The organism is Streptomyces sp. NPDC059499 (genome assembly GCF_042749285.1).
Classification (GTDB): Bacteria; Actinomycetota; Actinomycetes; order Streptomycetales; family Streptomycetaceae; genus Streptomyces.
In genome coordinates this window covers 88,599-108,128 of sequence record NZ_JBHYTT010000008.1, presented here as the reverse complement: position 1 = coordinate 108,128, position 19,530 = coordinate 88,599, and the positions used below count along the sequence as shown (strand labels likewise).

Here is a 19,530-nt window from a genome sequence, read left to right as displayed (position 1 = left end):
CGCGGTCAGTGCGGATGAAGGCGGCGGCGGCACAGGCCTGGCCGCCGCCCTCATCACGGGCAGCCTCAGACCTGCCAGAGCACCGTGCACCAGATCTCGTTGTTGTCGCCGATGCCGCAGTCGGCGATCTGCCCGCTACTCACCTTCGTCCAGGTGCCTGCCGTCCGCCAGTGCCACGTGCCAGTCCGATAGAACCGCTCGTGGTAGCCGTAACCGTTGAACGTGAAGGCGTCGACGTCGACGTTGGTGCCGTTGCCGCCCACGGTCCCGTTGCCGATCGACTTCTGGTCACATGAGGCGCGCTTGGAGTTGTTCCCGGTGCCACCGTCCCAGTTCCACACCTGACACCAGCCGCTGCCGGCGCCGAGATTGGTCGTGTAGTTCATCGTCCGGCCGGTCCTGTTCTTCACCGCGCCGCACAAGTAGTCACCGGGACCGCCACAGTTGTCCGCGGAGGCGGTGGGTGCCCCCGCGACGACCATTCCGGACGCCATGAGGACAACGGCGGCGGTTGCACCGGCCGCCCGATTCAGGCGAGATTTTTTGCGCATGACAACCCCAATTCCTTGATCGTGTTCGTACGCCTTGCCGTTCGGAGATCCAGACAGTGGCCCCACGGACGCAGGCTCCACAAGGGTGGGACGGGAGATGGAACGCCTGGGACAAAAACATGCCGCTGACCTGCAAGATTGCGAGGAGGGTAGGACGCCGCAGACAGACTCACTCAAGCCGAACCAATCGGCCGGTGACAGCGTTCCTACCGGCACCCCAACTACGAGCTCACCCGGACTTGGCGTCGGAGCGCTTGAACGGTGGCCAATGCCAGTTCGCACGTGTGCGCGACCACGTGATACGTGTTCGAGAATCAGCGGAGACCGCTTGTTACCGATTGACCGGCGTCCGGGGGGTCACGCGCCCGCAAGTGGACCGGTGGTGCGCCGGGGGTGCGTAAGCGGTTGCTGCCAATCATTGCCGGGTGGGTGTAGCTCGCACCGAATGTCGAGTTCATGCAGATATCAATCGGTTGACCGATACAGGCGATGGTTACGGAAATATCCGTAATTGGTTACCGGGGTCGGTTCGGTCTGCCGAGGCGCCGGTCGGGGCCGCAGAGTGTGTGTTCTCGGCCCAGGACGGGTCGGGAACTCGTACCGACCCTGGGGCCTTGAACCGGGCCCGGGGCATTGTGACTGAGGGGACATCACCTATGTCTGCTTCTTCGACCGCCCGCCGCGCAGCCGCTACCGTTCTCGCGGCCGGTGCCGTTGTCTCAGCCGTCGCGCTGCCGGCTTCCGCCGACGACGGCGACCGCCACCGCCACGGCCCCCGCGTCGTGATCAGTGATGTGCAGGCCGACAGCCCGGGCCGTGACAACCACAGCAACCGGTCGCTGAACGCCGAGTGGGTCGAGATCACCAACCAGAGCCGCCGCGCGGTCAACCTGGACGGCTGGACCCTGCGCAACGAGGACGGTAACCGCTACCGCTTCGACAACGTCCGCCTCGCCGGACGCGCCACCGTCCGCATCCACACCGGCATCGGCCGCGACACCCGCACCGACCTCTTCCAGGACCGCCGCTCCTACGTCTGGGACAACTACTCCGACACCGCCGTCCTGCGCAACGACCGCGGCCGCACCGTCGACACCGAGTCCTGGGGAGGCCGCCACCACCACCGCCGCTGATCAACGGCACGGCGGGCTGAAAGCCGACTCCTGCCTGCTGGGCCCCACGAGGGGTGAGAGCAGGTAAGTGGCCCGCCGGAGCCGGGATCCATCCTCATCATCAACTGCCCGCACCGTCCGTCCGGTGCGGGCAGTTCGGCCGTCATGCCGACCACGGCCGCAGCCGGGACCGAGCACGACGGTGACCGGTCGAACTCCACCCGCCGGCATCCGCTGTTCGTTGGGCCATCTATCGCGGTGCGGGTGTCTGCCCGGAGACGGCGACTCCTGCCTGGCGGAAGTCCTCCAGTGTCGAGGCTGTCGTGTCCGGGGCCACGCCGACCGAGTGGTTGAGAAGTACGCGGGCGCGGAACCCGGCCTTGACGGCGTCCAGCGCGGTCGCGCGCAGTGGTCGGTGGCGATGCCCACCACGTCGACGTCTTCCACGCCGTGGTCGCGCAGCAAGTCGCAGGGTGAGCGAACGCAGGCCTACAAGAGCGACTTGTCCGACGAACGCTGTGCACTGATCGAGCCGGTGACCACTGGATGGAAGGCCAAGCACCCCTCCGTCAGCGGCCATCAGGGCAGATATGAGATGCGCCAGATCGTCAACGCGCTCCTGTACCAGTCAGTGGGATTACCTGCCGCACGACCTGCCACCGCCCGGCGCGGTGAAGAACTACTTCTATAAGTGGCACGACGATGGCACTGACGAGGTCATCCACGACCTGCTGCGCCGGCAGGTGCGTGAAGGCCGGGGACGGTTAGCCGACCCGAGCCGGGTGGTGCTCGACACGCAGAGTCTCCATGCCGCCGCCGGAGTGCCCGCGGCCACGACCGGGCGGGACGCCTCGAAGAAGGTGCCGGGCCGCAAGCGTGGACTGGCCGTTGACGTGCTGGGCCTGGTGGTCGCTGTGGTGGTGCCGGCCGCCTCCGTACACGACAACGCCTTCGGCACCGCGCTGCTGGACAAGGTCGCCGCCGGCACCTCCACGGTGACGAAGGCCCTGGTGGATCAGGGATGCAAGAAGACCGTGGTTGACCACGGCGCCGGCCTGGGCATCGCGGTGGAGATTGGTGAGCGCAACCCGGCCGACCGTGGCTTCGTTCCGCAACCGATCCGCTGGAGAGTCGAGCAGACCAACGGGATCTTGATGCTCCACCGCAGGCTGGTCCGCGACTACGAACACCGCCCGGCCTCGGCCGAGTCACGGGTGTACTGGGCGCTGAGCGACGTGATGGCCCGTCGGCTGACGGGCACCTCCGCCCTGGCCTGGCGCGGCGCGTGAGCGGCCACCCGCAGCAAGCCCTCTAACAGTCGCCTCAGGTTCGCTCGGTAGGAAGTAGGCGTCCAGACAAGCGATGCAACCCGTATGTAGGAGGCTAGTGATGGCAGTCAACGCAGCGCCGTCCGGGGAAGCGCCGGCCGGTCGGTTGGCAGGCCGGTGGGTGCCATGGTTGGTGATTGGCTTGTGGCTGGTGCTGGCGGCGGGCATGGTGCCGTTGAGCGGAAAGTTGAGCTCGGTCACCACCGACAGCGCCGTAGACACCATGCCGGCCAGTGCCGAGTCCACCAAGGTGGCGGTGCTGGACGACAGTCTCCCCGGCGGTGAGAACAACACGTTCGTCTTCGTGTACCACCGCGCCGGCGGCATGACCGACGCCGACCGCGCGACGGTCGAGCGCCACTACGACACCCTTGCCAAGCGGTACCCGCCGAAGGCGACGGCGGCGGCCGACGAGGACGACGAGGGCTCACCGACGAGCCCTTCCACCGACCGCAAGGCGATGATGTTCACCCTCGAGGTGAGCACGGCCTACGGCGCACCGGAGGACATCGTCGGCCCGTTGCGTGACGCCGCGAAGGACCGCCCCTCAGGCCTGGAACTCGACGTGACCGGCCCGGGCGCGATAGACGGCGACATGGATGCCGTCTTCGACGGTATCGACGTGCAGGTCCTCCTCACCACCATCGCCGTCGTCACGCTCCTGCTCATCCTCACCTACCGCAGCCCGGTGTTGTGGATCATCCCGCTGGTGGCCGTTGGCGCGGCCGCACTGACCGCGATGGGGACCGTCTACCTGCTCGTCAAGGGCTTCGGCATCGTGGTCAACGACCAGAACTCGGCGCTGCTGACGATTTTGGTATTCGGCGTCGGCACGGACTACGCGCTGTTGCTCATCGCTCGATATCGGGAGGCACTGCACCACCATGAGAACGTCCGGGTCGCGATGGTCCACGCACTACGCGGCGCGGCACCGGCCATCGTCGCGTCCGCGGCCACCGTGGTCGCCGGCCTGCTCTGCCTGCTCGTCGCGGACCTGAACAGCACCAGCGGGTTGGGCCCGATCGGTGCGGCCGGCATCCTGTGCGCGCTGGTGGCCATGCTGACACTGTTCCCGGCGGTGCTCGTGGTGTTCGGCAGGCGGATCTTCTGGCCGGCCATCCCGCGGTTCAGCACGACCGTGGAGGCGAAGCCGGGGCTGTGGGGGCGGCTCGGCACCGCCATCAGCCGCCGCCGGTGGGTGGCGACGCTCGGCTCGCTCGGAGTCCTCGGCGTGCTCGCCCTCGGGCTGGCGGGCAACACCGGCGCCCTGCGGGAGCAGGACCAGTTCCTGTCCGCGCCGGAGTCGGTCACCGGCTTCACCGTTTTCCGCCAGCACTTTCCGGAGCTCGGCGGCCAGCCGATGACGATCTTCACGCGGCCGGCGTACCAGGAGCGGGTGCTCGACATCGTCAGGGAGACTCGCGGTGTGGCCCTGGCCATCCCGGAGCAGACCAGCGGTGGCTGGGCCAACATCTCCGTGTTCCCGAAGGACGCGCCGGACACCGTCGCAGAGTACGACACGATCAAGCGGGTGCGCACCGTCGTGCACGCGGTGAGCGGGGCGGAGGCGATCGTCGGCGGGCCGAGTGCGGAGAACCTGGACACCGAGGTGACCACCAAGCGCGACGAGAAGCTGGTGATCCCGCTGGTGCTCGCCGTCGTCCTGATCGTCCTCGGGCTGCTGCTGCGCGCGATCGTGGCCCCGCTGGTCCTGATGTCCACCGTGATCGTCTCATTCGCCGCAGCCTTCGGCGGCAGTGTGTTCGTCTTCGACACGATCCTCGGGTTCAAGGGTGTCGACTATTCGGTGCCGCTGCTGGCATTCCTGTTCCTGGTGGCGCTGGGCGTCGACTACAACATCTTCCTGGCCAGCCGTGCCCGGGAGGAGACCGTGCGTCTCGGCACCAGAGAGGGCATGCTCAAAGCCCTCTCGGCCACCGGTGGCGTCATCACCTCGGCAGGCCTGGTCCTGGCGGCCACGTTCGCGGTCCTCGTCACACTTCCGCTGGTGATGCTGATCGAGGTCGGGTTCCTGGTGGCCTTCGGCGTGCTGCTCGACGCCCTGCTGGTGCGGTCGGTCCTGGTGCCCGCCCTCACCTTGCTGATCGGCCGGCGGATGTGGTGGCCGAGCCGGCTGTCCCGTCCAGCGGCGGAGCTGCTGGACGGTCAACGGCCGCTCGCCGACGACGAGGAGCCCGCGCTGCAACGGTGAGCGCGGCGGCACGGACGAGTTCCGGGACGGGCCCCAGGCCCGTCCCGGATATTCATGGGCCCGCGGCCGCTTGTCCTGCGCCACGCGCCGGGGCTGGGGTCGGCGCATCGCGGTGTCCTGCCCCGACGGTGAGCCGCGCAGGGCCATGCCCGAGGGCCGCCGTCCCTTGTCCTGCGCCGCGCCGCCGGGGCGGGTCAGCGCACCTCGGTGTCCTCTCCGGCGGTGAGCCGCGCGATCGGGGCGGGCGGGGCCGCGGCCGGAAGGTCGACCCGAAGCAGCGCGCCACCGCGTGCGGAGCGGGCGACGGTGGCCCGCCCGCCGTGGGCGTCGACGACCCGCTGCACGATCGACAGCCCCAGACCGGATCCCGGCAACGCCCGGGCGCTGTCGGCACGGTAGAACCGGTCGAACACCCGCGGTACGTCGGCGGCGTCGATGCCCGGCCCGGCGTCGTCGACCTCAAGCACCGCCGACGCGCCCTCGGCACGGAGCCGGACCTGGACCGGCTGGTCCGCGGGGGTCCATTTGCCGGCGTTGTCGATGAGGTTGAGCACCGCCCGCTCGAGCGCAGCGGGACGCCCGCTCACCCACACGGAGGTCACGTCGAGCGTGACCTCGATGTCGGGCGCGCGGGAACGCGCCCGGGTCGCGGCGGCCCCCACCACGTCGGCGAGGTCGAGCACCTCGGTGCTCTCGTCGCTGATGTCACCGCGCGCCAGGTCGGTCAGCTCGGCGGCAAGGGTGCTCAACTCGGCTACCTGGGCGCCGAGATCGTTGAGCAGCCGGGTCCGGCTCTCCGCCGGCAGCGCGCTGTCCAGGGTGCCGCGCCGATCGAGCCGGATCAGCAGTTCGACGTTGAGGCGCAGGCTGGTGAGCGGGGTCTTGAGCTCGTGGGCGGCGTCCTCGGCGAGCAGCCGCTGGGCCCGCCGGGAGTTCCGGAGCGCGGCGAGCATGTCGTTGATCGACTGGATCAGCCGCCGGATCTCCCCACCGCCCTCATCCGGGATGTCGGCGTCGAGATCCTGGGTGCGCGCGACACGTACCGCGGCGGCGGTCAGCCGGTCGATCGGCGCCAGCCCGGTCCGCGCCACGGTCCGCCCGACAAGGGCGCCGCCGACCACGCAGAGCAGCCCGATCAGCAGCATGCCCAACCCGAACCGGTTGATCGGGCTGTCGTCGACGACGCGGGCCACCTGGACCGCGCCGTCGCCCGCCCGCAGCGTGTGGATGAGGTAGCCGTCGTCGTCGCTGTCGTTCGACTCCATCAGGTCGGCCGACACGCCCTGAGCCACGCGCCCGGCGTGCTCGCTGACCGGGGGCAGCGCGGGTTGACCGGCCGGCGTCCGGATCGAGCCGTCGGGCAGGATGACCCGCACCAGCCGACCGGATCCGGGATACGGCGGTAGCTGGACCTGCGCCAGACCGGTGCGCTCCGCGTTCGTCGCCAGGATGCGGGAGTCGGCGCGTAGCTGATTCTCGGCGGTGTCCTTCAGCTCCCAGTCCAGTAGCTCGCTGGCCACCTGGAAGGCTACGAACACGCTGACCGCGATGGCCGTCGCCGCGATCACCGTCAGCCTGGTCCGCAGGGACCGCCGGCGCCACCATCGAGTCAGCCGGCGCGGTTCCCGGCCGGCGGGCCTGCTCACGGAGGAGTCTCCCGCAACGTGTATCCCAGGCCGCGCAGCGTGTAGATCAATCGCGGCTCACCCTCGGCCTCCATCTTGCGGCGCAGGTAGCTCACGTATACCTGGAGGTTGTTGGCGGTGGAGCTCATGCCGAAGCCCCAGATCGCCTCGAACAGCGCGTCGCGGGTCAAGACCCGGGTCGCGTTGCGCATGAGGACCTGCAGGAGGGAGAACTCGGTCCGGGTCAGGCGCAGCGGCCGCCCGCCCCGCCACGCCTCGAACCTGTCGGGATCGAGCCGGACGTCGGCGAACGACAGAATCTGCGACTCCTCGTCGGTCGGCGTGCGCCGGCGCAGCAGGGCCCGCACCCGGGCCAGCAACTCCTCGGTGGCGAACGGCTTGGGCAGGTAGTCGTCGGCGCCCGCGTCCAGCCCCGCGACCCGGTCGGAGACCTGGTCACGGGCGGTCAGCATCAGCACCGGCAGATCCCGACCCGCGGCCCGCAACCGCCGGCAGGTCTCCAACCCGCCGAGGCGGGGCATCATCACGTCGAGGAGCAGCAGATCCAGCGTGTCACCGCTGGCCCCACCGACCCCGTCGAGCACGGCGAGACCGTTGGCGACGGTGCTCGTGTCGTAACCCTCGACCTGGAGCACCCGCTCCAGCGAATCCCGGATGGCCACGTCATCATCCGCGATCATGATCCGCACGCCGGCCCGCCCCCTTCCAGTCCATGTTTTTGCCGCTCATTGTCTCCGATCAACCTGAGGCCAGGATTAGAGCGTCGCTGGGGACCGCGCTCTTACGGATGCCTAAGAAAGGGAACCTACTTCGGCTCATGAGCAGGGGAGGATCAGATGACCAGCACCGCACCCGACAACCAGACAGTAGATTCTCCGCGCCGGCGCACCGGAACACCGTCGGGATCGCGCTGTTGGACATGGTCGCCACCGACGCCGTGGAGAAGACCCTGGTCGACCAGGGCTTCAAGAACGCCGTCGTCGCGCACGGGTGAAGGTGGGCATCGGGGTGGAGGTCATGGAGCCCAATCCCGCGCAGACCGGGTTCGTTCCCCAGGCCAAGCGGTGGGTCATGGAACGCGCGCCTGTGGGATCTTGATGCTGCACTGCAGGCTGGTACGCGACTACGAGCATCTGCCCCGCAGTTCGCAGTGGCGGGTGGAGCGGGCGATGACCGCGGTGACACTGCGTCGGCCGACCGGGGCGACCACACCGGCCTGGCGCACCGCATGTCCGACGGGAAGCTGACGCTCGGCGCGGTGCTGGGGCGGCTGGAGGAGCGGGAACGCGAGATCACCGCACAGGCCGAGACGATGGGCGGGGGTGTAGGAGACGAACGGTTTCCTCGCAGGGGCCGTCGGCGAATACCTGCAGCACCTCGAGTTCGGCGGCGTCCGCGGCCAGTTGCCAACGGAGCTTGGTGGCTACCCAACTCCCCCACGTACCGGCACTGCACCTCCGGGGCCGGGTAGCCACTCGGCCGGATCCTGATCAGACTTCTGCCTGTTCGTACGAGCCGTCACCGCGACCGACGAAGCCGCCGCGCCCTGATCGTTCGCATAGGCCTCACGCCGGGCTGCGTCCAGACCGAGGCACCAGCTGGCGGGGAGCGTCATTCGAACCCGGCGCTATTCGTTTGGCTGGTTCAGTCGCGCCATCAGAATGGTACGGGTTGTCTTCACCAGGTGGTCGGTTGGCTCTGTTCACGAGAGCGGGTTCTGGCACAACTCCTGTGAAGCGGAGCAGGAGCGTCTCCTCCGGGAACCACTCCATTCGTCTGACCTGCAAGGCCCCGGCCACGGCATCGTCCGGAGACCGGCGTGACAGCTGACATCGCAGAAGTTGCCAGAACCGGAACTCGTGAACAGAACCAGTCGGTGGATTCACCGGAGAACGACGGTGACGCCGTGGTTCTCGAGGAGTTGCACGGCTTCCTCGAAGTAGGTGAGCTTTCCGCCGTGTTCGAGGGCGAAGTTCAATGCATGGCGAGCAATGTCGGCGTCGTGCCAGATCAAGGTGAGGGGCCCGATGACGCCGCGTTGGCCGCCCAGGCAGTCAGTGAGATCGTCGAGCCCTCGTCCGAACCAGCGGCCGGGACCGATGAGTGCTTCGCCCAGCGCGCAATAGAAGCCCGGCCTGTCAGTGATGAATCGCCCCTCAAGGTGATGGGTTCCCCCCGTGCAGTCCGGCTCGCTGCCTGGATGAGGGCGTATCAGGTCGAGCCACTCAGCTCGGCCCCGCGTGTCCAGTGAGGCCCACTGGTTGGGCATCGTCGGGAAGCCCCGGTACCAGGTTTCCCAGATGCGTCGAGCACCCAGCGAAGGTCGATCGTCGTCCCCGCCGTCGGCGAGCGTGATGTCGACCAGGGACCCGCCCAGCACGGATGCACTGACCTCGGCAATCTCCAGACGGACCCCATGCGCCCCCATCTCCCGCCCGAACCGGTCCAGTGCCACCAGTGCCCCCCATTCCTGGGTCCAGGCTTGCGGGTTGCGCAGGGCAGCGAGCAGTCGCTCGCCGGGCTCGCACCCAATGAGCTGCAAGGGGATGTCTGGGCGTAGCTTGCGCGGGGAGAGGAGACCGTCGATGCTGTGGCATTCGCCGATAGGCCCGCCCCTGTAGTCCTCTTCTGCTACTGCAAAGCGCGGAACGGCAGGCATGATGCGAGGGCCTGCGCTGGGCCGGACCTCGCTGTGTTCGATCACGCCAGTGCCGACGACGATGTCGACGAGGTCCGGATCGGTCGCGTTGGGCGAGTGCGAGATGACGACCGTGTCCACCAGGGTCCACGCGAACTGGGGGCCCTTCTCATCTGAGATGTCGACGGCCAGGTTGCCCAGAGACCGCGTGGCCTCGTAGGGAATGGCGAGCACATCGTGCCATGGGCCTGCGGGCGTGCACCCGCGCAGAGTCAGGAGTTCACGTGGCGGCGGTACCGGGTCGGCGAACAGTCCCTCGACATCGGCGCACCGCCCCCAGAAGACGCTCTCAAGGTCAGCGTTCTGGCGGGTCAGGAGGTATCTGACCGGAAAGATGTGGTCCCACGTGGCATGGTCCTCGACCCGCACGAAGCCTCCGAACAGTTGAACCGACTTGGCGGGTCAACGATACGGAGCAACGTTCCCCGGCCCGCCGGAAGAGCCAGCCAGCTCGTGTTCTGACGAGGTCTGCCGATGGCCTGTTGGCGTGCCTGGAGGTAGGCGGTCCAGTCGGTTGCGGCTAGGCGGCGCCACTGCGGCGCGGTGATGACGTGGAGCCCCAGGAGCGGGGCCAGGACCGCCGGCGTATCTCCTCGGCAAGCTGGATCAGGGCGGTCGCGCGGGAGTGACGGATGGGGATGCCGTGTCTGCTCAGGGCCCGGAGCAGTGGTATCCAGAGCGCATGGCTGACAAACAAAGGATCCCCGTGGTCGCCGGGGTACTGCTCGCCGCAGGTGGCGGCCGCAGGCTCGGCGGCCGGCCGAAGGCCCTGCTGGAACACCGCGGGCGCCCCCTGGTCGAGCACGCGGTCCGGGCGCTGCGCAACGGGGGGTGCGGCCCGGTCCATGTAGTGCTGGGCGCCTCGGCCGACGAGGCACGGGAACGGGCGGACCTCTCCAGGTGCACGGTGACCGTGAACCCCGGCTGGGAGGACGGCATGGGCTCCTCGCTGCGTGCGGGGCTCGATGCGCTCACCGGTTCGGACGCGGACGCGGCGCTGGTCCTGCTGGTCGACCAGCCGGGTATCGGCGCCGAGGCGGTGGCGCGGGTGCGGTCGGCGTACCGGTCCCGGATGAGCCTCGTCGCGGCGATGTACGACGGGCAGCGGGGCCATCCGGTGATGTTCGGTGCCGAGCGGTGGGCGGACGTCGGGGAAGCCGCGGTCGGCGACCAGGGTGCGCGGGCGTATCTGAAAGCGCACCGCGATGCGATCTCGCTCGTCGAGTGTTCCGATGTGGCTCAGGCGTACGACATCGACACCGCGGAGGATCTGGGGCACCTGGAGTGAACGGAGGGTACCCGCCCTGGCACGGTGCGCCGTCTCCTCCCGACTTCTGTCGACCCGGAGAATCTCGATATCAACAAACCATTGAACTTCCACCATGAGGAAACTAATATCCACTGATCAGAGCGCGGAGTACCACTTCCGCACCCGGGCGGCACCCGCGGCCGCATCCCGGAGCCATGGCACGCAGTGCCGTCCCAGGCGACCCGGCAGCCGCGGGCCGCCGCCCGCACCACCCGCTGAAGGAGTGACAGCTCATGTCCGCACCAGCGCCGTCCCCGCTGGCCATCGTCGATGCCGAGCCCCTGCCGAGGCAGGACGAGGTCCTGACCGATGCGGCTCTCGCGTTCGTGGCGGAGCTGCACCGGCAGTTCACGCCCCGGCGTGACGAGCTGCTCGCCCGCCGCGGCGAGCGCCGCGCCGAGATCGCCCGCACCTCCACGCTGGACTTCCTGCCGGAGACGGAAGCGATCCGCGTGGACGACACCTGGAAGGTCGCCCCGGCCCCGGCCGCGCTGGACGACCGCCGGGTGGAGATCACCGGTCCGACCGACCGCAAGATGACCATCAACGCCCTGAACTCGGGCGCCAAGGTCTGGCTCGCCGACTTCGAGGACGCGTCCGCCCCCACGTGGGAGAACGTGATCACCGGCCAGCTCAATCTGATCGACGCGTACACCCGGAACATCGACTTCACCGACCCGAAGTCCGGAAAGTCGTACGCCCTCAAGCCCGCCGGGGAGCTCGCGACCGTCGTCACGCGCCCGCGCGGCTGGCACCTGAACGAGCGCCACCTCCAGCTGGACGGCACCCCGGTGCCCGGCGCGCTGGTCGACTTCGGCCTCTACTTCTTCCACAACGCGCAGCGGCTGATCGACCTCGGCAAGGGTCCGTACTTCTACCTCCCGAAGACGGAGTCGCACCTGGAGGCCCGCCTCTGGAACGACATCTTCGTCTTCGCCCAGGACTACGTCGGCATCCCCCGGGGAACGGTCCGCGCGACCGTCCTGATCGAGACGATCACCGCCGCGTACGAGATGGAGGAGATCCTCTACGAGCTGCGCGACCACGCCTCCGGGCTGAACGCGGGCCGCTGGGACTACCTCTTCTCCATCGTCAAGAACTTCCGCGACGGCGGCTCGAAGTTCGTCCTGCCGGACCGCAACCTCGTCACCATGACCGCCCCGTTCATGCGCGCTTACACCGAACTCCTGGTCCGCACCTGCCACAAGCGCGGCGCGCACGCCATCGGCGGCATGGCCGCCTTCATCCCCTCCCGGCGCGACGCCGAGGTCAACAAGGTCGCCTTCGAGAAGGTCAAGGCGGACAAGGACCGCGAGGCGAACGACGGCTTCGACGGCTCCTGGGTCGCGCACCCCGACCTCGTCCCGATCGCCATGGCCTCGTTCGACGCGGTCCTCGGCGAGAAGCCGAACCAGAAGGACCGGCTGCGCGAGGACGTCACGGTGGCGGCGGGCGACCTGATCGCCATCGACACCCTGGACGCGAAGCCCACGTACGACGGCCTGCACAACGCCGTCGCGGTCGGCATCCGTTACATCGAGGCGTGGCTGCGCGGTATGGGCGCGGTCGCCATCTTCAACCTGATGGAGGACGCGGCCACCGCGGAGATCTCGCGCTCGCAGATCTGGCAGTGGATCAACGCGGACGTGGTCTTCGAGAACGGCGAACACGCCACCGCGGACCTGGCCCGCAAGGTCGCCGCCGAGGAACTGGCCGCGATCCGCGCGGAAGTCGGCGACGAGGCGTTCGCGTCGGGCAAGTGGCAGCAGGCCCACGACCTGCTGCTCCAGGTTTCCCTGGACCAGGACTACGCGGACTTCCTGACCCTGCCGGCGTACGAGCAGCTGCGCTGACGCAATCCCCGCAAGCGCCGTACCCCGCGTGTCACCGCGCCGGGGTACGGCGCTTCCGGCATACGGGCAGGTCGGCGGCGACCATGCGCGCGCAGCACACCACGGCCCGGACGAGCAGGACGTTCACGGCCGCCCCGAGCCCGCACGAGAGAGCCAGGCTGTACGGACCGGCGTCGCCCCCACCCCCGCCGAGGTCACCGAACACCACGGTGAGCGGCATGAGGACGAAGACGTACAGGAAGTTCAGCCCGGGCTGCGACAACCAGACCAGCAACGGCCCCTCGTGCGAGGGGCCCTGGGCCCCCATGACCAACCCGCCCACGACCATGGCGACGACATACACGAGCGCCACGGTCCGGGCGGTACGGGGACGGCTGGTACGGCTCATCGCTGCGGGCCTCTCGTCACGGCACACCGAGGAGCGGCCGCCCGGATCGACCGACCGCGCTCCATAGTTGAACACGTTCGAAACCTATCACCCGGGAGTCGAGGAGGCGCATGCGCTCAGCGCGGCCCGCCTGACCGACGGTCGGCGAACCCCCGCACGGAGTTGACTCGCTCCGGAAGCGGTCTCGGACCGTCGCCGGAAATACAGCGCGCACCGGTCGACCGTGGGTGCTCGCGACTATCAGGAAGCAGTTCCAGTCAGCATCGATCCCCGGATCAAATGCCCTACTGACCCTCCGGAAAAATAGACTCTGGCCGAATGTGGCGGATCGAAGAAGTCTACATTTTCACCGTATCGCTCGATCTCGACAAGGGTGAGGTGAAAATCAGGAGCCAACTTCTCGGTAATACCCTCGGGCACGAAGATCTGCCCACACCTGACGACCCCACTGACGCATCTGACGACGCAGACTCCTTCCAGGTCACTGGAGCGCTCAACCTCGTAGATCTGCAACCTGCTGGGCTCGATCATGTTTACTGAACCAATCAAGGTCGAAGATACTCGCTCTCTCCGTCATCAATCATCTGCCACATACCCATGCCTCCTTCAGGCCGAAAGCAGTTGTTCAAGAGCGTGGGCGAACGACCTGTAGCCGATTCTTACAGAATGCGGGGATGCGGCTGCCGGCATCAGTACCGCAGGAAGCAGGGAAGCACGCCACATTCGGTAGACGTCCCAGGCCGCCCGAGGTGCATCCGAGCCGGCCAATCTCGCAGCACGGCGCATGGTCTCGACGATCGGTTCGGATGATGCGGCGGCGGGTTTGCCCAGGGCCACGGCCGCTCCTACCAATGCGTGACTGAAGTGCACCAATTGAAGGTCGGCACCTGCACCGGCCATGCGCCGCACCGCCTGAGGACTGCCGAGGTGCGGGGAATACTCTTCGATTCCACCGGACCACAGCAGAAGGGAAGCAGCGGTTATCTCGTGATCAGCGTGCCAGCCGAGCTCGTCCACGAGATCCATGGTCGAGGGACGGAAACTTCCGACCTCCTGCACCGTCCGCAGAATATGAGTCAACTCGGGCTTGTTGCGAGCAGTGAAGTCGCCCACCGAAATCCGAGCCAGTGCTGCACCCGCCCCTGCGTCGACCACAGCTCCGATTTCTACGATCCCCCCGAGCGGGCCAAAGATTTCGCGTGCCAGCGATACTTCAGAGACTTCTGGGTGACGGGTCATTTTCCCTTCTCATCAGGAGCGCCCTCCCTTGCAGAGCTGTCCGACAACACCTGGAAGATCCCTTCAAGATCTACGGCTGTTGCTGCACAGAACTCCTGGTCACGTTCCCGGATTGCATTCATCGCTTCGTTGAAATTCTGAGCGTTCGGTCCGGCCTCTTGAATCAGACGAGTGGGAACGATCATCCAGTTCCTTACCGACCTGAAGGTCCACTCGACCTTGTCCGGCGCTTCCCGCACTGCTGATTCGAATACTTCCTTCAGCTCTTCGTGAGGCTCGGCAAAACGCCACCCGACGAACGCGACCTGACGGTAGCCGTGGACGGGGTGGCGGTCCACCGGTGACCTGAACCACACCACATCCCCGAATCTCCCGAGGACCTGCCTTGCCCGCTCGTTGCGCTTCATGTCTTCCTCCCCACAGGGACCGGACTGTCTCCGAGGGGGAGTATCACCGGTCGAGCCGCGGCCCGGAAACCGGCTGCTCTGCTCCCGGGCGGTCCGGGAGCAGAGCGGCCGCGCGTACGGTCTCCGGCTCAGCGCGGCCCGGCGATCCCGCCGGACGGGATGTCCGCGTAGTCCCTGAACAGGAGCGACACCGCGTGCTCGTCCGAGGGCCAGTTGGGCACCGCGATGGTGGCGTCCGCCCCGCCGGTCCCGCGCATCGTCTGGGTGACGGGGATCGTTCCGCCGGCCCGGGCGTCTGCCGGGAGGTAGAGGTCGGTGGCCGTGAGGAACGGGACCCGGTCGAAGGGCGGGAGGGGCGCGTCGAGGTGGCTCGCGCGGTCGCAGTCCTTGTCGAACGCGAACATACCGAGGATCTGCCGCAGTTGGGGAGCGACAGCCGGGTTGAGCACGTCCGTTCCGGCGATGCGGAGCCGGTCGTCCTCCGCCGTGCCCGACCGCCACTCGCGGGCGCGGACGATGGTGAGCGCGGTGTGACCGGGGCAGGCGTCCATGTCGTCCGCGACACCGCCGGGCGGGGAGACGAGGAGCCGTAGGAAGCGGTCGCTGCGTTCGAACGGTTCGAAGTAGAAGTGGCTGGTGCGCTCACCGCTGCGGATGAGGGCCAGTTCGTAGTGTCCGCGCCCGTTGACGGCGAGCGGGCCGAAGCCGCCGTCGGCGCCCACCCGCACGATGTGCTGCGGCAGGTGCCCGGCACGGGCTCCCGTGGCGTGGTCCAGCCTCCAGACCTCGAGGCGGCCTTGGAGCCCCGCATTCTGCGGGAAGTGCACGACGCGGCCGGCGATCTTCACGAGTCCGGGCAGTTCGGGCAGCACGCGAGTGGTGAGCGGTGGCCTGCCGCGGAGGAACTCGTAGATGTGCGCGAAGCTTTCGGCGGATGTGGCGCTCTCCGTGTGTCCCGCCTGCGGCTCGTGGACGTTGACCGCTCCGCCGATCGATCCGTTCGGCTGGAGACTGCTCCAGATGGCGAGCGTGGGCACCCCGCCGGGAGGCGCGGTTGCCGTACGGCCGTCCAGATTGACGTACTTGGCGACCTCCGCCGCCCGTTCCGGCACGGAGAGGTAGGCGTGCACGACCCTCGTGCCCCGCGAGTGCGCCAGGATGTCGACCTGCGCCGCTCCGGTGCGTGCCCGGACGGAGTCGACCAGTGCCTCCAGCCCGGCGATCGCGTGGTCGTCGGTGGTGATGGAGGTGTCGTACTCGTGGACGTACAACAGATCGTCGCGGTAGCCGTTGCCGGAGAACCGCTTGGCCTGGGACTGCCATTGCTGCGCCGAACCCTGCTGGCCGTGGACGAAGATCACCGGGTTGGCCGTGGTGCGCGGTGCGGCCGCGGACCGCGTCGGGGTCGTCAGGGCGGCGAGCGTCCCTGCGAGGACCAGGAACGCGGCGAGCAGGACGGTCCGGGCCGGTAAGGAACCGGTCATGATCTCCTCCGAGTGGCGTGTGCGGGGTCGTTGTGCCGTCGGAGTCGGAAAATACGACCGGCGTCGACAGCCCACCAGTCGGCGGCGCGAGCGTGAGACCGCGGTCTCAGATCCGGCCCGGCGCGGTGCGGAGAGTTTGGTGGAGTACGGCACGGGCAGTGCGTTCGGCCAGGGCGGGGTCGAGCCGGCGGCTGCTCAGCAGCTCGGCGTACAGGGCGGATTCGACCACCCGGACGTACAGGTAGGCCAGCTCGTCGATGCCGGCCGCAGGCCAGAGCGGTCCGCTCTCCCCCGACTCCTCCAGCAGGATGCCCCGCTGGGCCAGTACGGCCTGCCGGTGCACGCCACCGCCCGTCAGCAGACGCCTGGCGGTCTCGGGCTCGGCACGGAGAAAGTCCCGGAAGGGGGCGGAGCCACGCAGGGACGTGACGAAGTACCGGGTGATCTCCAGGACTCCGTCCACGCCCGCACTGGTGCGCCGGCGCCGCGCCCGGTCCAGCAGGTGGTCCGCCAACTGCCACAGCACGTCGGCAAGGAGGCCGTCCCGGCTGCCCACCACGCGGTAGAGCGTCGCCCGGCTGATCGCGAGGTCCTGGGCGAGCGCTTCCATGTCCACCGTGCCGTGCCGCAGGAAGTACCGGCAGGCGCTGTGCACGACATGGCCCCGGCTCACCACGCGTCGGGCAGGTGCCGCACCCGGCATGGCAGGCTCGCCTCCTCCTGGGCCGGCGCCCCGAGCGGCCCCGGGGCGGCGGCCGGTACCTTACCGCGCGCGCCGCCGGGCGCCCCCGACCGGGCGGCACCTTCAGCCGGTGAGCACGACCGTGCGCTGGGCCGAGAAGTCGCCCCAGGTCCCGTCGGGCAGTTTGGGCCGGATCTTGAGCGAGTACCGCGTGCCGGGCGGATCGCTGAGGGTGAGCCGGTACGTCGCGCGGCCTGCGGGCGGGGTGCCGCCCCAGACGATGGTGGTGGTCAGCTTCCCGTTCAGGTACAGCTCGTACGCCGGGATCGTGCCGCCGGTGTCCGGCTGGTCCCAGGAGAGGTCGACCAGGAACTCCTTGCTCCCGGCGGTCGTCCTGGTCCGCAGCCCGGTGGGTGCTGTGCTCGCGGGGGCTCCGGGGGCGGACGCGGTGGTCAGGTCGAGCGCGTTGCTGTCGGGTGAGGACCTGTCGGCGGCGTCCCTGGCCCGCACGGTGAAGGTGTAGACCGTGCCGGGGCGCAGTCCCGTGAGCCGGGCCGTCGTCTGCGTGCCCGGCACGGTGTGGATCCTGGCGTCCTCCTGGTAGACGTCGTACGCGGTGACGCCCACGTTGTCCGTGGCGGCACCCCAGGAGAGGGTGGCCGTTCGGCTGCCGTCGGCCTTGCCGCGCAGCTTCACCGGGCGAGTCGGGGGCTCCTCGTCGGCAGGGGTGGGAGCGGGGGTGGTGACGGGGACGGCCGCGCTCGGCGCGGACAGGTTTCCGCTGCCGTCACGGGCGCGGACGGTGAAGGTGTAGGCGGTGGCCGGGGTCAGGCCGACGATGTCGGTCATCTGCTTGGCGGCCGGGACGGATGCCGCCTTCTTCCCTTCGCGGTAGACCTCGTAGCCGGTGATCTTCTTGTTGTCCGTGGCCCGGTCCCACATGACGTGGACGGATGTGGCACTGCCCGCCTGCGCGGTCACCCCCTCGGGTGCCGTCGGTTTCTGGGTGTCCGCTTCCGCGGCGCCCGCGCAGGCGGTGAGAGAGGCGAGGAGCAGAGCGGCGGAGCAGGCCAACGCGGTGCGTGCGTGGGGGCGTTGCACGGTGATGCCTTCCATCCGGCAGCAATTGGTCCAGACCTGTATGCCATGCAGGTGGGGGTGTCCACAAGGGCGTGGATCAGAACGTTCCGCAATGTCCTGCGATGAGTGCGATGAGTTCCGGGCGCCGGAGCAGTCTGAGGAGTATGGATACGCTCAGCGGGAACGCACCCGCCCTCGATCTCGAACCGGCAGCCGGGCAGATCGGCGAACTGATCAGCTCCGTCGACGACCGTCAGCTCTCGGGACCCACGCCCTGCCCGGACTATTCGGTGCGTGAGCTGCTCGCCCATGTGTTCGGGCTGTCCGTCGCCTTCCGTGACGCGGCGCGCAAGGACCTGGGGCCGACGACGGGCACCCCACCGGGCCAGGCGCTGCCGGTCCTCCCCGACGACTGGCGGAAGTCGTTGCCTCCCCTGCTGGACGAGCTCGTCGAGGCGTGGCGCGCTCCGGCGGCGCTGGAGGGCATGACCCAGGCCGGCGGGGTGGACCTGCCCGGCCCGGTGGCCGCCATGGTCGTGTCGAACGAGCTGCTCGTGCACGGCTGGGACCTGGCCCGGTCGACCGGTCAGGAATTCCGGGCGGACGAGGCGAGCCTGCGCTCGTCGGAGGCGCTGCTCGCGCCCGGGGACGACGACAGGTCCGGCCCTGACGCGATCTTCGGCCCGCCGGTCCCCGTCCCGGCGGACGCACCGCTGCTCGACCGCGTGATCGCACTGAGCGGTCGTCGGCCCGACTGGAAGCCGGGCGACTGACGGGAGTCCGGGGCGGAAGGCGACGTCCGGGACGGAAGGCGGAAGTCCGGGACACAGGGCGGGAGTCCGGGACGGCTCAGCTGGTGAAGAACTCGGTGATCCGGTGAGCCACCTCGTCCGCGTACCGCTGGTGCACCTGGTGTCCGCCGCCCAGCGTGATCAGCCGGCAGTCGGGGATGAGGGAGGCCATGTCCGGAAGACGTTCCTGCGGCATCCCGCTTTCCGGCCCGCCGGCGATCATCAGCGTCGGTGCGACGATCTGCCCCAGCTCCTCCTCCCACCGCGGGTCGGGCGCGGCGATCTGCGCCCTGACGGCCGCGACCACGTTCTCGTCGTAGTCCACGGGGCCGGTGGGGCGATCTCCCGGCTCCTGCCCCGCGAACGGCGGCGGGGTCTCCACCAGCACCAGCCGCTCGACCCGGTCGGCGTGCTCCTCGGCGAGCAGATAGGCGACGACTCCGCCCATCGAGTGGCCCACGACGCCCACCCGGTCGAGGTCGCACTCGTCGAGGAAGCCGAGGACGTCGTCCCGCATCTGATCGAGTGCGTACGCGTCGGGCCAGTCGCTCTCGCCGTGCCCGCGCATGTCGAGGGCGTACACCCGCCACTCCTCGCCCAGCAGCCGTGCCGTCGGGTCCCAGCTCGCGGCGGAGCCGCCGAGGCCGTGCAGCAGCACCACCGGTGAGCCGAAGGGGTCGCCCCAGGTCCGGTACGCCAGCCGCACATCGCCGACATCCACAACAGACCGATCGTCCATGCCTCGCACGC

At 68.9% G+C, this 19,530-nt stretch carries 18 protein-coding genes and 2 pseudogenes; 8 read left to right on the top strand and 12 right to left on the bottom strand.

The window, feature by feature from the left end; translation table 11 throughout:
- Window positions 1-65: 65 nt before the first annotated feature.
- Window positions 66-551 carry a hypothetical protein gene (locus ACFW9O_RS19965; protein WP_384610961.1) on the bottom strand — a complete coding sequence of 162 codons (486 nt, stop codon included), beginning with the start codon at window positions 549-551 and terminating at the stop codon, window positions 66-68.
- A 656-nt stretch (window positions 552-1,207) separates the two neighbouring features.
- Here ACFW9O_RS19965 and ACFW9O_RS19960 point away from each other — a divergent pair.
- The 3 genes and pseudogenes from ACFW9O_RS19960 (at window position 1,208) to ACFW9O_RS19950 (ending at window position 5,203) form a co-directional block, all read left to right on the top strand.
- Complete coding sequence (locus tag ACFW9O_RS19960; protein ID WP_384610959.1) at window positions 1,208-1,684, top strand: lamin tail domain-containing protein; 477 nt, start codon at window positions 1,208-1,210, stop codon at window positions 1,682-1,684.
- A gap of 400 nt (window positions 1,685-2,084) precedes the next feature.
- Window positions 2,085-2,952: pseudogene (locus ACFW9O_RS19955) on the top strand (transposase).
- 100 nt (window positions 2,953-3,052) lie between these two features.
- Window positions 3,053-5,203 (top strand): MMPL family transporter, encoded by a 2,151-nt coding sequence (locus ACFW9O_RS19950; protein WP_384610957.1) that lies wholly within the window; start codon window positions 3,053-3,055, stop codon window positions 5,201-5,203.
- Window positions 5,204-5,397: 194 nt separating this feature from the next.
- On the opposite strand, the gene ACFW9O_RS19945 is transcribed toward ACFW9O_RS19950, so the two are convergent.
- Together ACFW9O_RS19945 and ACFW9O_RS19940 are read right to left on the bottom strand one after the other, a co-directional pair.
- On the bottom strand, window positions 5,398-6,849 hold the full coding sequence (locus tag ACFW9O_RS19945) for an ATP-binding protein (RefSeq protein WP_384610956.1): 1,452 nt from the start codon (window positions 6,847-6,849) through the stop codon (window positions 5,398-5,400).
- Complete coding sequence (locus ACFW9O_RS19940) at window positions 6,846-7,538, bottom strand: response regulator transcription factor (RefSeq protein WP_384610954.1); 693 nt, start codon at window positions 7,536-7,538, stop codon at window positions 6,846-6,848. The genes ACFW9O_RS19945 and ACFW9O_RS19940 overlap by 4 nt, the downstream gene beginning before the upstream one ends.
- Before the next feature lie 128 nt (window positions 7,539-7,666).
- On the opposite strand from ACFW9O_RS19940, the gene ACFW9O_RS19935 reads away from it, so the two are divergent.
- Complete coding sequence (locus ACFW9O_RS19935; RefSeq protein ID WP_384610952.1) at window positions 7,667-7,843, top strand: hypothetical protein; 177 nt, start codon at window positions 7,667-7,669, stop codon at window positions 7,841-7,843.
- Window positions 7,844-8,183: 340 nt separating this feature from the next.
- Here ACFW9O_RS19935 and ACFW9O_RS19930 read toward each other — a convergent pair.
- Both ACFW9O_RS19930 and ACFW9O_RS19925 read right to left on the bottom strand, forming a co-directional pair.
- A pseudogene (locus tag ACFW9O_RS19930) lies at window positions 8,184-8,448 on the bottom strand (HNH endonuclease); the annotation flags it as partial.
- Between the two features lie 283 nt (window positions 8,449-8,731).
- Window positions 8,732-9,916 (bottom strand): barstar family protein, encoded by a 1,185-nt coding sequence (locus ACFW9O_RS19925; RefSeq protein WP_384610950.1) that lies wholly within the window; start codon window positions 9,914-9,916, stop codon window positions 8,732-8,734.
- Window positions 9,917-10,229: 313 nt separating this feature from the next.
- On the opposite strand from ACFW9O_RS19925, the gene ACFW9O_RS19920 reads away from it, so the two are divergent.
- Both ACFW9O_RS19920 and aceB read left to right on the top strand, forming a co-directional pair.
- Complete coding sequence (locus tag ACFW9O_RS19920; protein ID WP_351179120.1) at window positions 10,230-10,835, top strand: nucleotidyltransferase family protein; 606 nt, start codon at window positions 10,230-10,232, stop codon at window positions 10,833-10,835.
- A 254-nt stretch (window positions 10,836-11,089) separates the two neighbouring features.
- A complete protein-coding gene (gene aceB, locus ACFW9O_RS19915; RefSeq protein WP_384610948.1) occupies window positions 11,090-12,709 on the top strand; it encodes a malate synthase A in 1,620 nt (539 codons plus the stop codon).
- Window positions 12,710-12,740: 31 nt separating this feature from the next.
- On the opposite strand, the gene ACFW9O_RS19910 is transcribed toward aceB, so the two are convergent.
- A complete protein-coding gene (locus ACFW9O_RS19910) occupies window positions 12,741-13,172 on the bottom strand; it encodes a hypothetical protein (protein ID WP_384610946.1) in 432 nt (143 codons plus the stop codon).
- Window positions 13,173-13,415: 243 nt separating this feature from the next.
- On the opposite strand from ACFW9O_RS19910, the gene ACFW9O_RS19905 reads away from it, so the two are divergent.
- Window positions 13,416-13,637: a hypothetical protein gene (locus tag ACFW9O_RS19905; RefSeq protein WP_384610944.1), complete on the top strand. Its 222-nt coding sequence runs from the start codon at window positions 13,416-13,418 to the stop codon at window positions 13,635-13,637.
- 66 nt (window positions 13,638-13,703) lie between these two features.
- Here the strand turns inward: ACFW9O_RS19905 and ACFW9O_RS19900 are convergent, their stop codons facing one another.
- From ACFW9O_RS19900 to ACFW9O_RS19880, 5 genes are all read right to left on the bottom strand, one after another.
- Window positions 13,704-14,336, bottom strand: coding sequence for a hypothetical protein (locus tag ACFW9O_RS19900; RefSeq protein ID WP_384610942.1), 633 nt, complete (start codon window positions 14,334-14,336; stop codon window positions 13,704-13,706).
- The gene (locus tag ACFW9O_RS19895) at window positions 14,333-14,743 is read right to left on the bottom strand and encodes a hypothetical protein (RefSeq protein WP_384610940.1); all 411 of its coding nucleotides are present in this window, start codon (window positions 14,741-14,743) and stop codon (window positions 14,333-14,335) included. Before ACFW9O_RS19895 ends, ACFW9O_RS19900 begins: the two co-directional genes overlap by 4 nt.
- A gap of 128 nt (window positions 14,744-14,871) precedes the next feature.
- Complete coding sequence (locus ACFW9O_RS19890) at window positions 14,872-16,227, bottom strand: hypothetical protein (protein ID WP_384610938.1); 1,356 nt, start codon at window positions 16,225-16,227, stop codon at window positions 14,872-14,874.
- Between the two features lie 106 nt (window positions 16,228-16,333).
- Window positions 16,334-16,930, bottom strand: a complete 597-nt coding sequence (locus ACFW9O_RS19885; RefSeq protein ID WP_351179102.1) for a QsdR family transcriptional regulator — start codon at window positions 16,928-16,930, stop codon at window positions 16,334-16,336.
- A 102-nt stretch (window positions 16,931-17,032) separates the two neighbouring features.
- Window positions 17,033-18,025, bottom strand: coding sequence for a fibronectin type III domain-containing protein (locus tag ACFW9O_RS19880; protein ID WP_384610936.1), 993 nt, complete (start codon window positions 18,023-18,025; stop codon window positions 17,033-17,035).
- Window positions 18,026-18,153: 128 nt separating this feature from the next.
- On the opposite strand from ACFW9O_RS19880, the gene ACFW9O_RS19875 reads away from it, so the two are divergent.
- Window positions 18,154-18,762 (top strand): TIGR03086 family metal-binding protein, encoded by a 609-nt coding sequence (locus tag ACFW9O_RS19875; protein WP_384610934.1) that lies wholly within the window; start codon window positions 18,154-18,156, stop codon window positions 18,760-18,762.
- 76 nt (window positions 18,763-18,838) lie between these two features.
- Here the strand turns inward: ACFW9O_RS19875 and ACFW9O_RS19870 are convergent, their stop codons facing one another.
- Complete coding sequence (locus tag ACFW9O_RS19870; protein WP_384610932.1) at window positions 18,839-19,519, bottom strand: alpha/beta fold hydrolase; 681 nt, start codon at window positions 19,517-19,519, stop codon at window positions 18,839-18,841.
- Window positions 19,520-19,530: the final 11 nt, after the last annotated feature.

Excerpts from the sequence above, each read along its gene's own strand:
- ACFW9O_RS19965 (WP_384610961.1), bottom strand. The coding sequence starts at position 551 with ATGCGCAAAAAATCTCGCCTGAATCGGGCGGCCGGTGCAACCGCCGCC.
- ACFW9O_RS19960 (WP_384610959.1), top strand. The coding sequence starts at position 1,208 with ATGTCTGCTTCTTCGACCGCCCGCCGCGCAGCCGCTACCGTTCTCGCG.
- ACFW9O_RS19950 (WP_384610957.1), top strand. The coding sequence starts at position 3,053 with ATGGCAGTCAACGCAGCGCCGTCCGGGGAAGCGCCGGCCGGTCGGTTG.
- ACFW9O_RS19935 (WP_384610952.1), top strand. The coding sequence starts at position 7,667 with ATGAGCAGGGGAGGATCAGATGACCAGCACCGCACCCGACAACCAGAC.
- ACFW9O_RS19920 (WP_351179120.1), top strand. The coding sequence starts at position 10,230 with ATGGCTGACAAACAAAGGATCCCCGTGGTCGCCGGGGTACTGCTCGCC.
- aceB (WP_384610948.1), top strand. The coding sequence starts at position 11,090 with ATGTCCGCACCAGCGCCGTCCCCGCTGGCCATCGTCGATGCCGAGCCC.
- ACFW9O_RS19905 (WP_384610944.1), top strand. The coding sequence starts at position 13,416 with ATGTGGCGGATCGAAGAAGTCTACATTTTCACCGTATCGCTCGATCTC.
- ACFW9O_RS19900 (WP_384610942.1), bottom strand. The coding sequence starts at position 14,336 with ATGACCCGTCACCCAGAAGTCTCTGAAGTATCGCTGGCACGCGAAATC.
- ACFW9O_RS19895 (WP_384610940.1), bottom strand. The coding sequence starts at position 14,743 with ATGAAGCGCAACGAGCGGGCAAGGCAGGTCCTCGGGAGATTCGGGGAT.
- ACFW9O_RS19890 (WP_384610938.1), bottom strand. The coding sequence starts at position 16,227 with ATGACCGGTTCCTTACCGGCCCGGACCGTCCTGCTCGCCGCGTTCCTG.
- ACFW9O_RS19885 (WP_351179102.1), bottom strand. The coding sequence starts at position 16,930 with ATGCCGGGTGCGGCACCTGCCCGACGCGTGGTGAGCCGGGGCCATGTC.
- ACFW9O_RS19880 (WP_384610936.1), bottom strand. The coding sequence starts at position 18,025 with ATGGAAGGCATCACCGTGCAACGCCCCCACGCACGCACCGCGTTGGCC.
- ACFW9O_RS19875 (WP_384610934.1), top strand. The coding sequence starts at position 18,154 with ATGGATACGCTCAGCGGGAACGCACCCGCCCTCGATCTCGAACCGGCA.
- ACFW9O_RS19870 (WP_384610932.1), bottom strand. The coding sequence starts at position 19,519 with ATGGACGATCGGTCTGTTGTGGATGTCGGCGATGTGCGGCTGGCGTAC.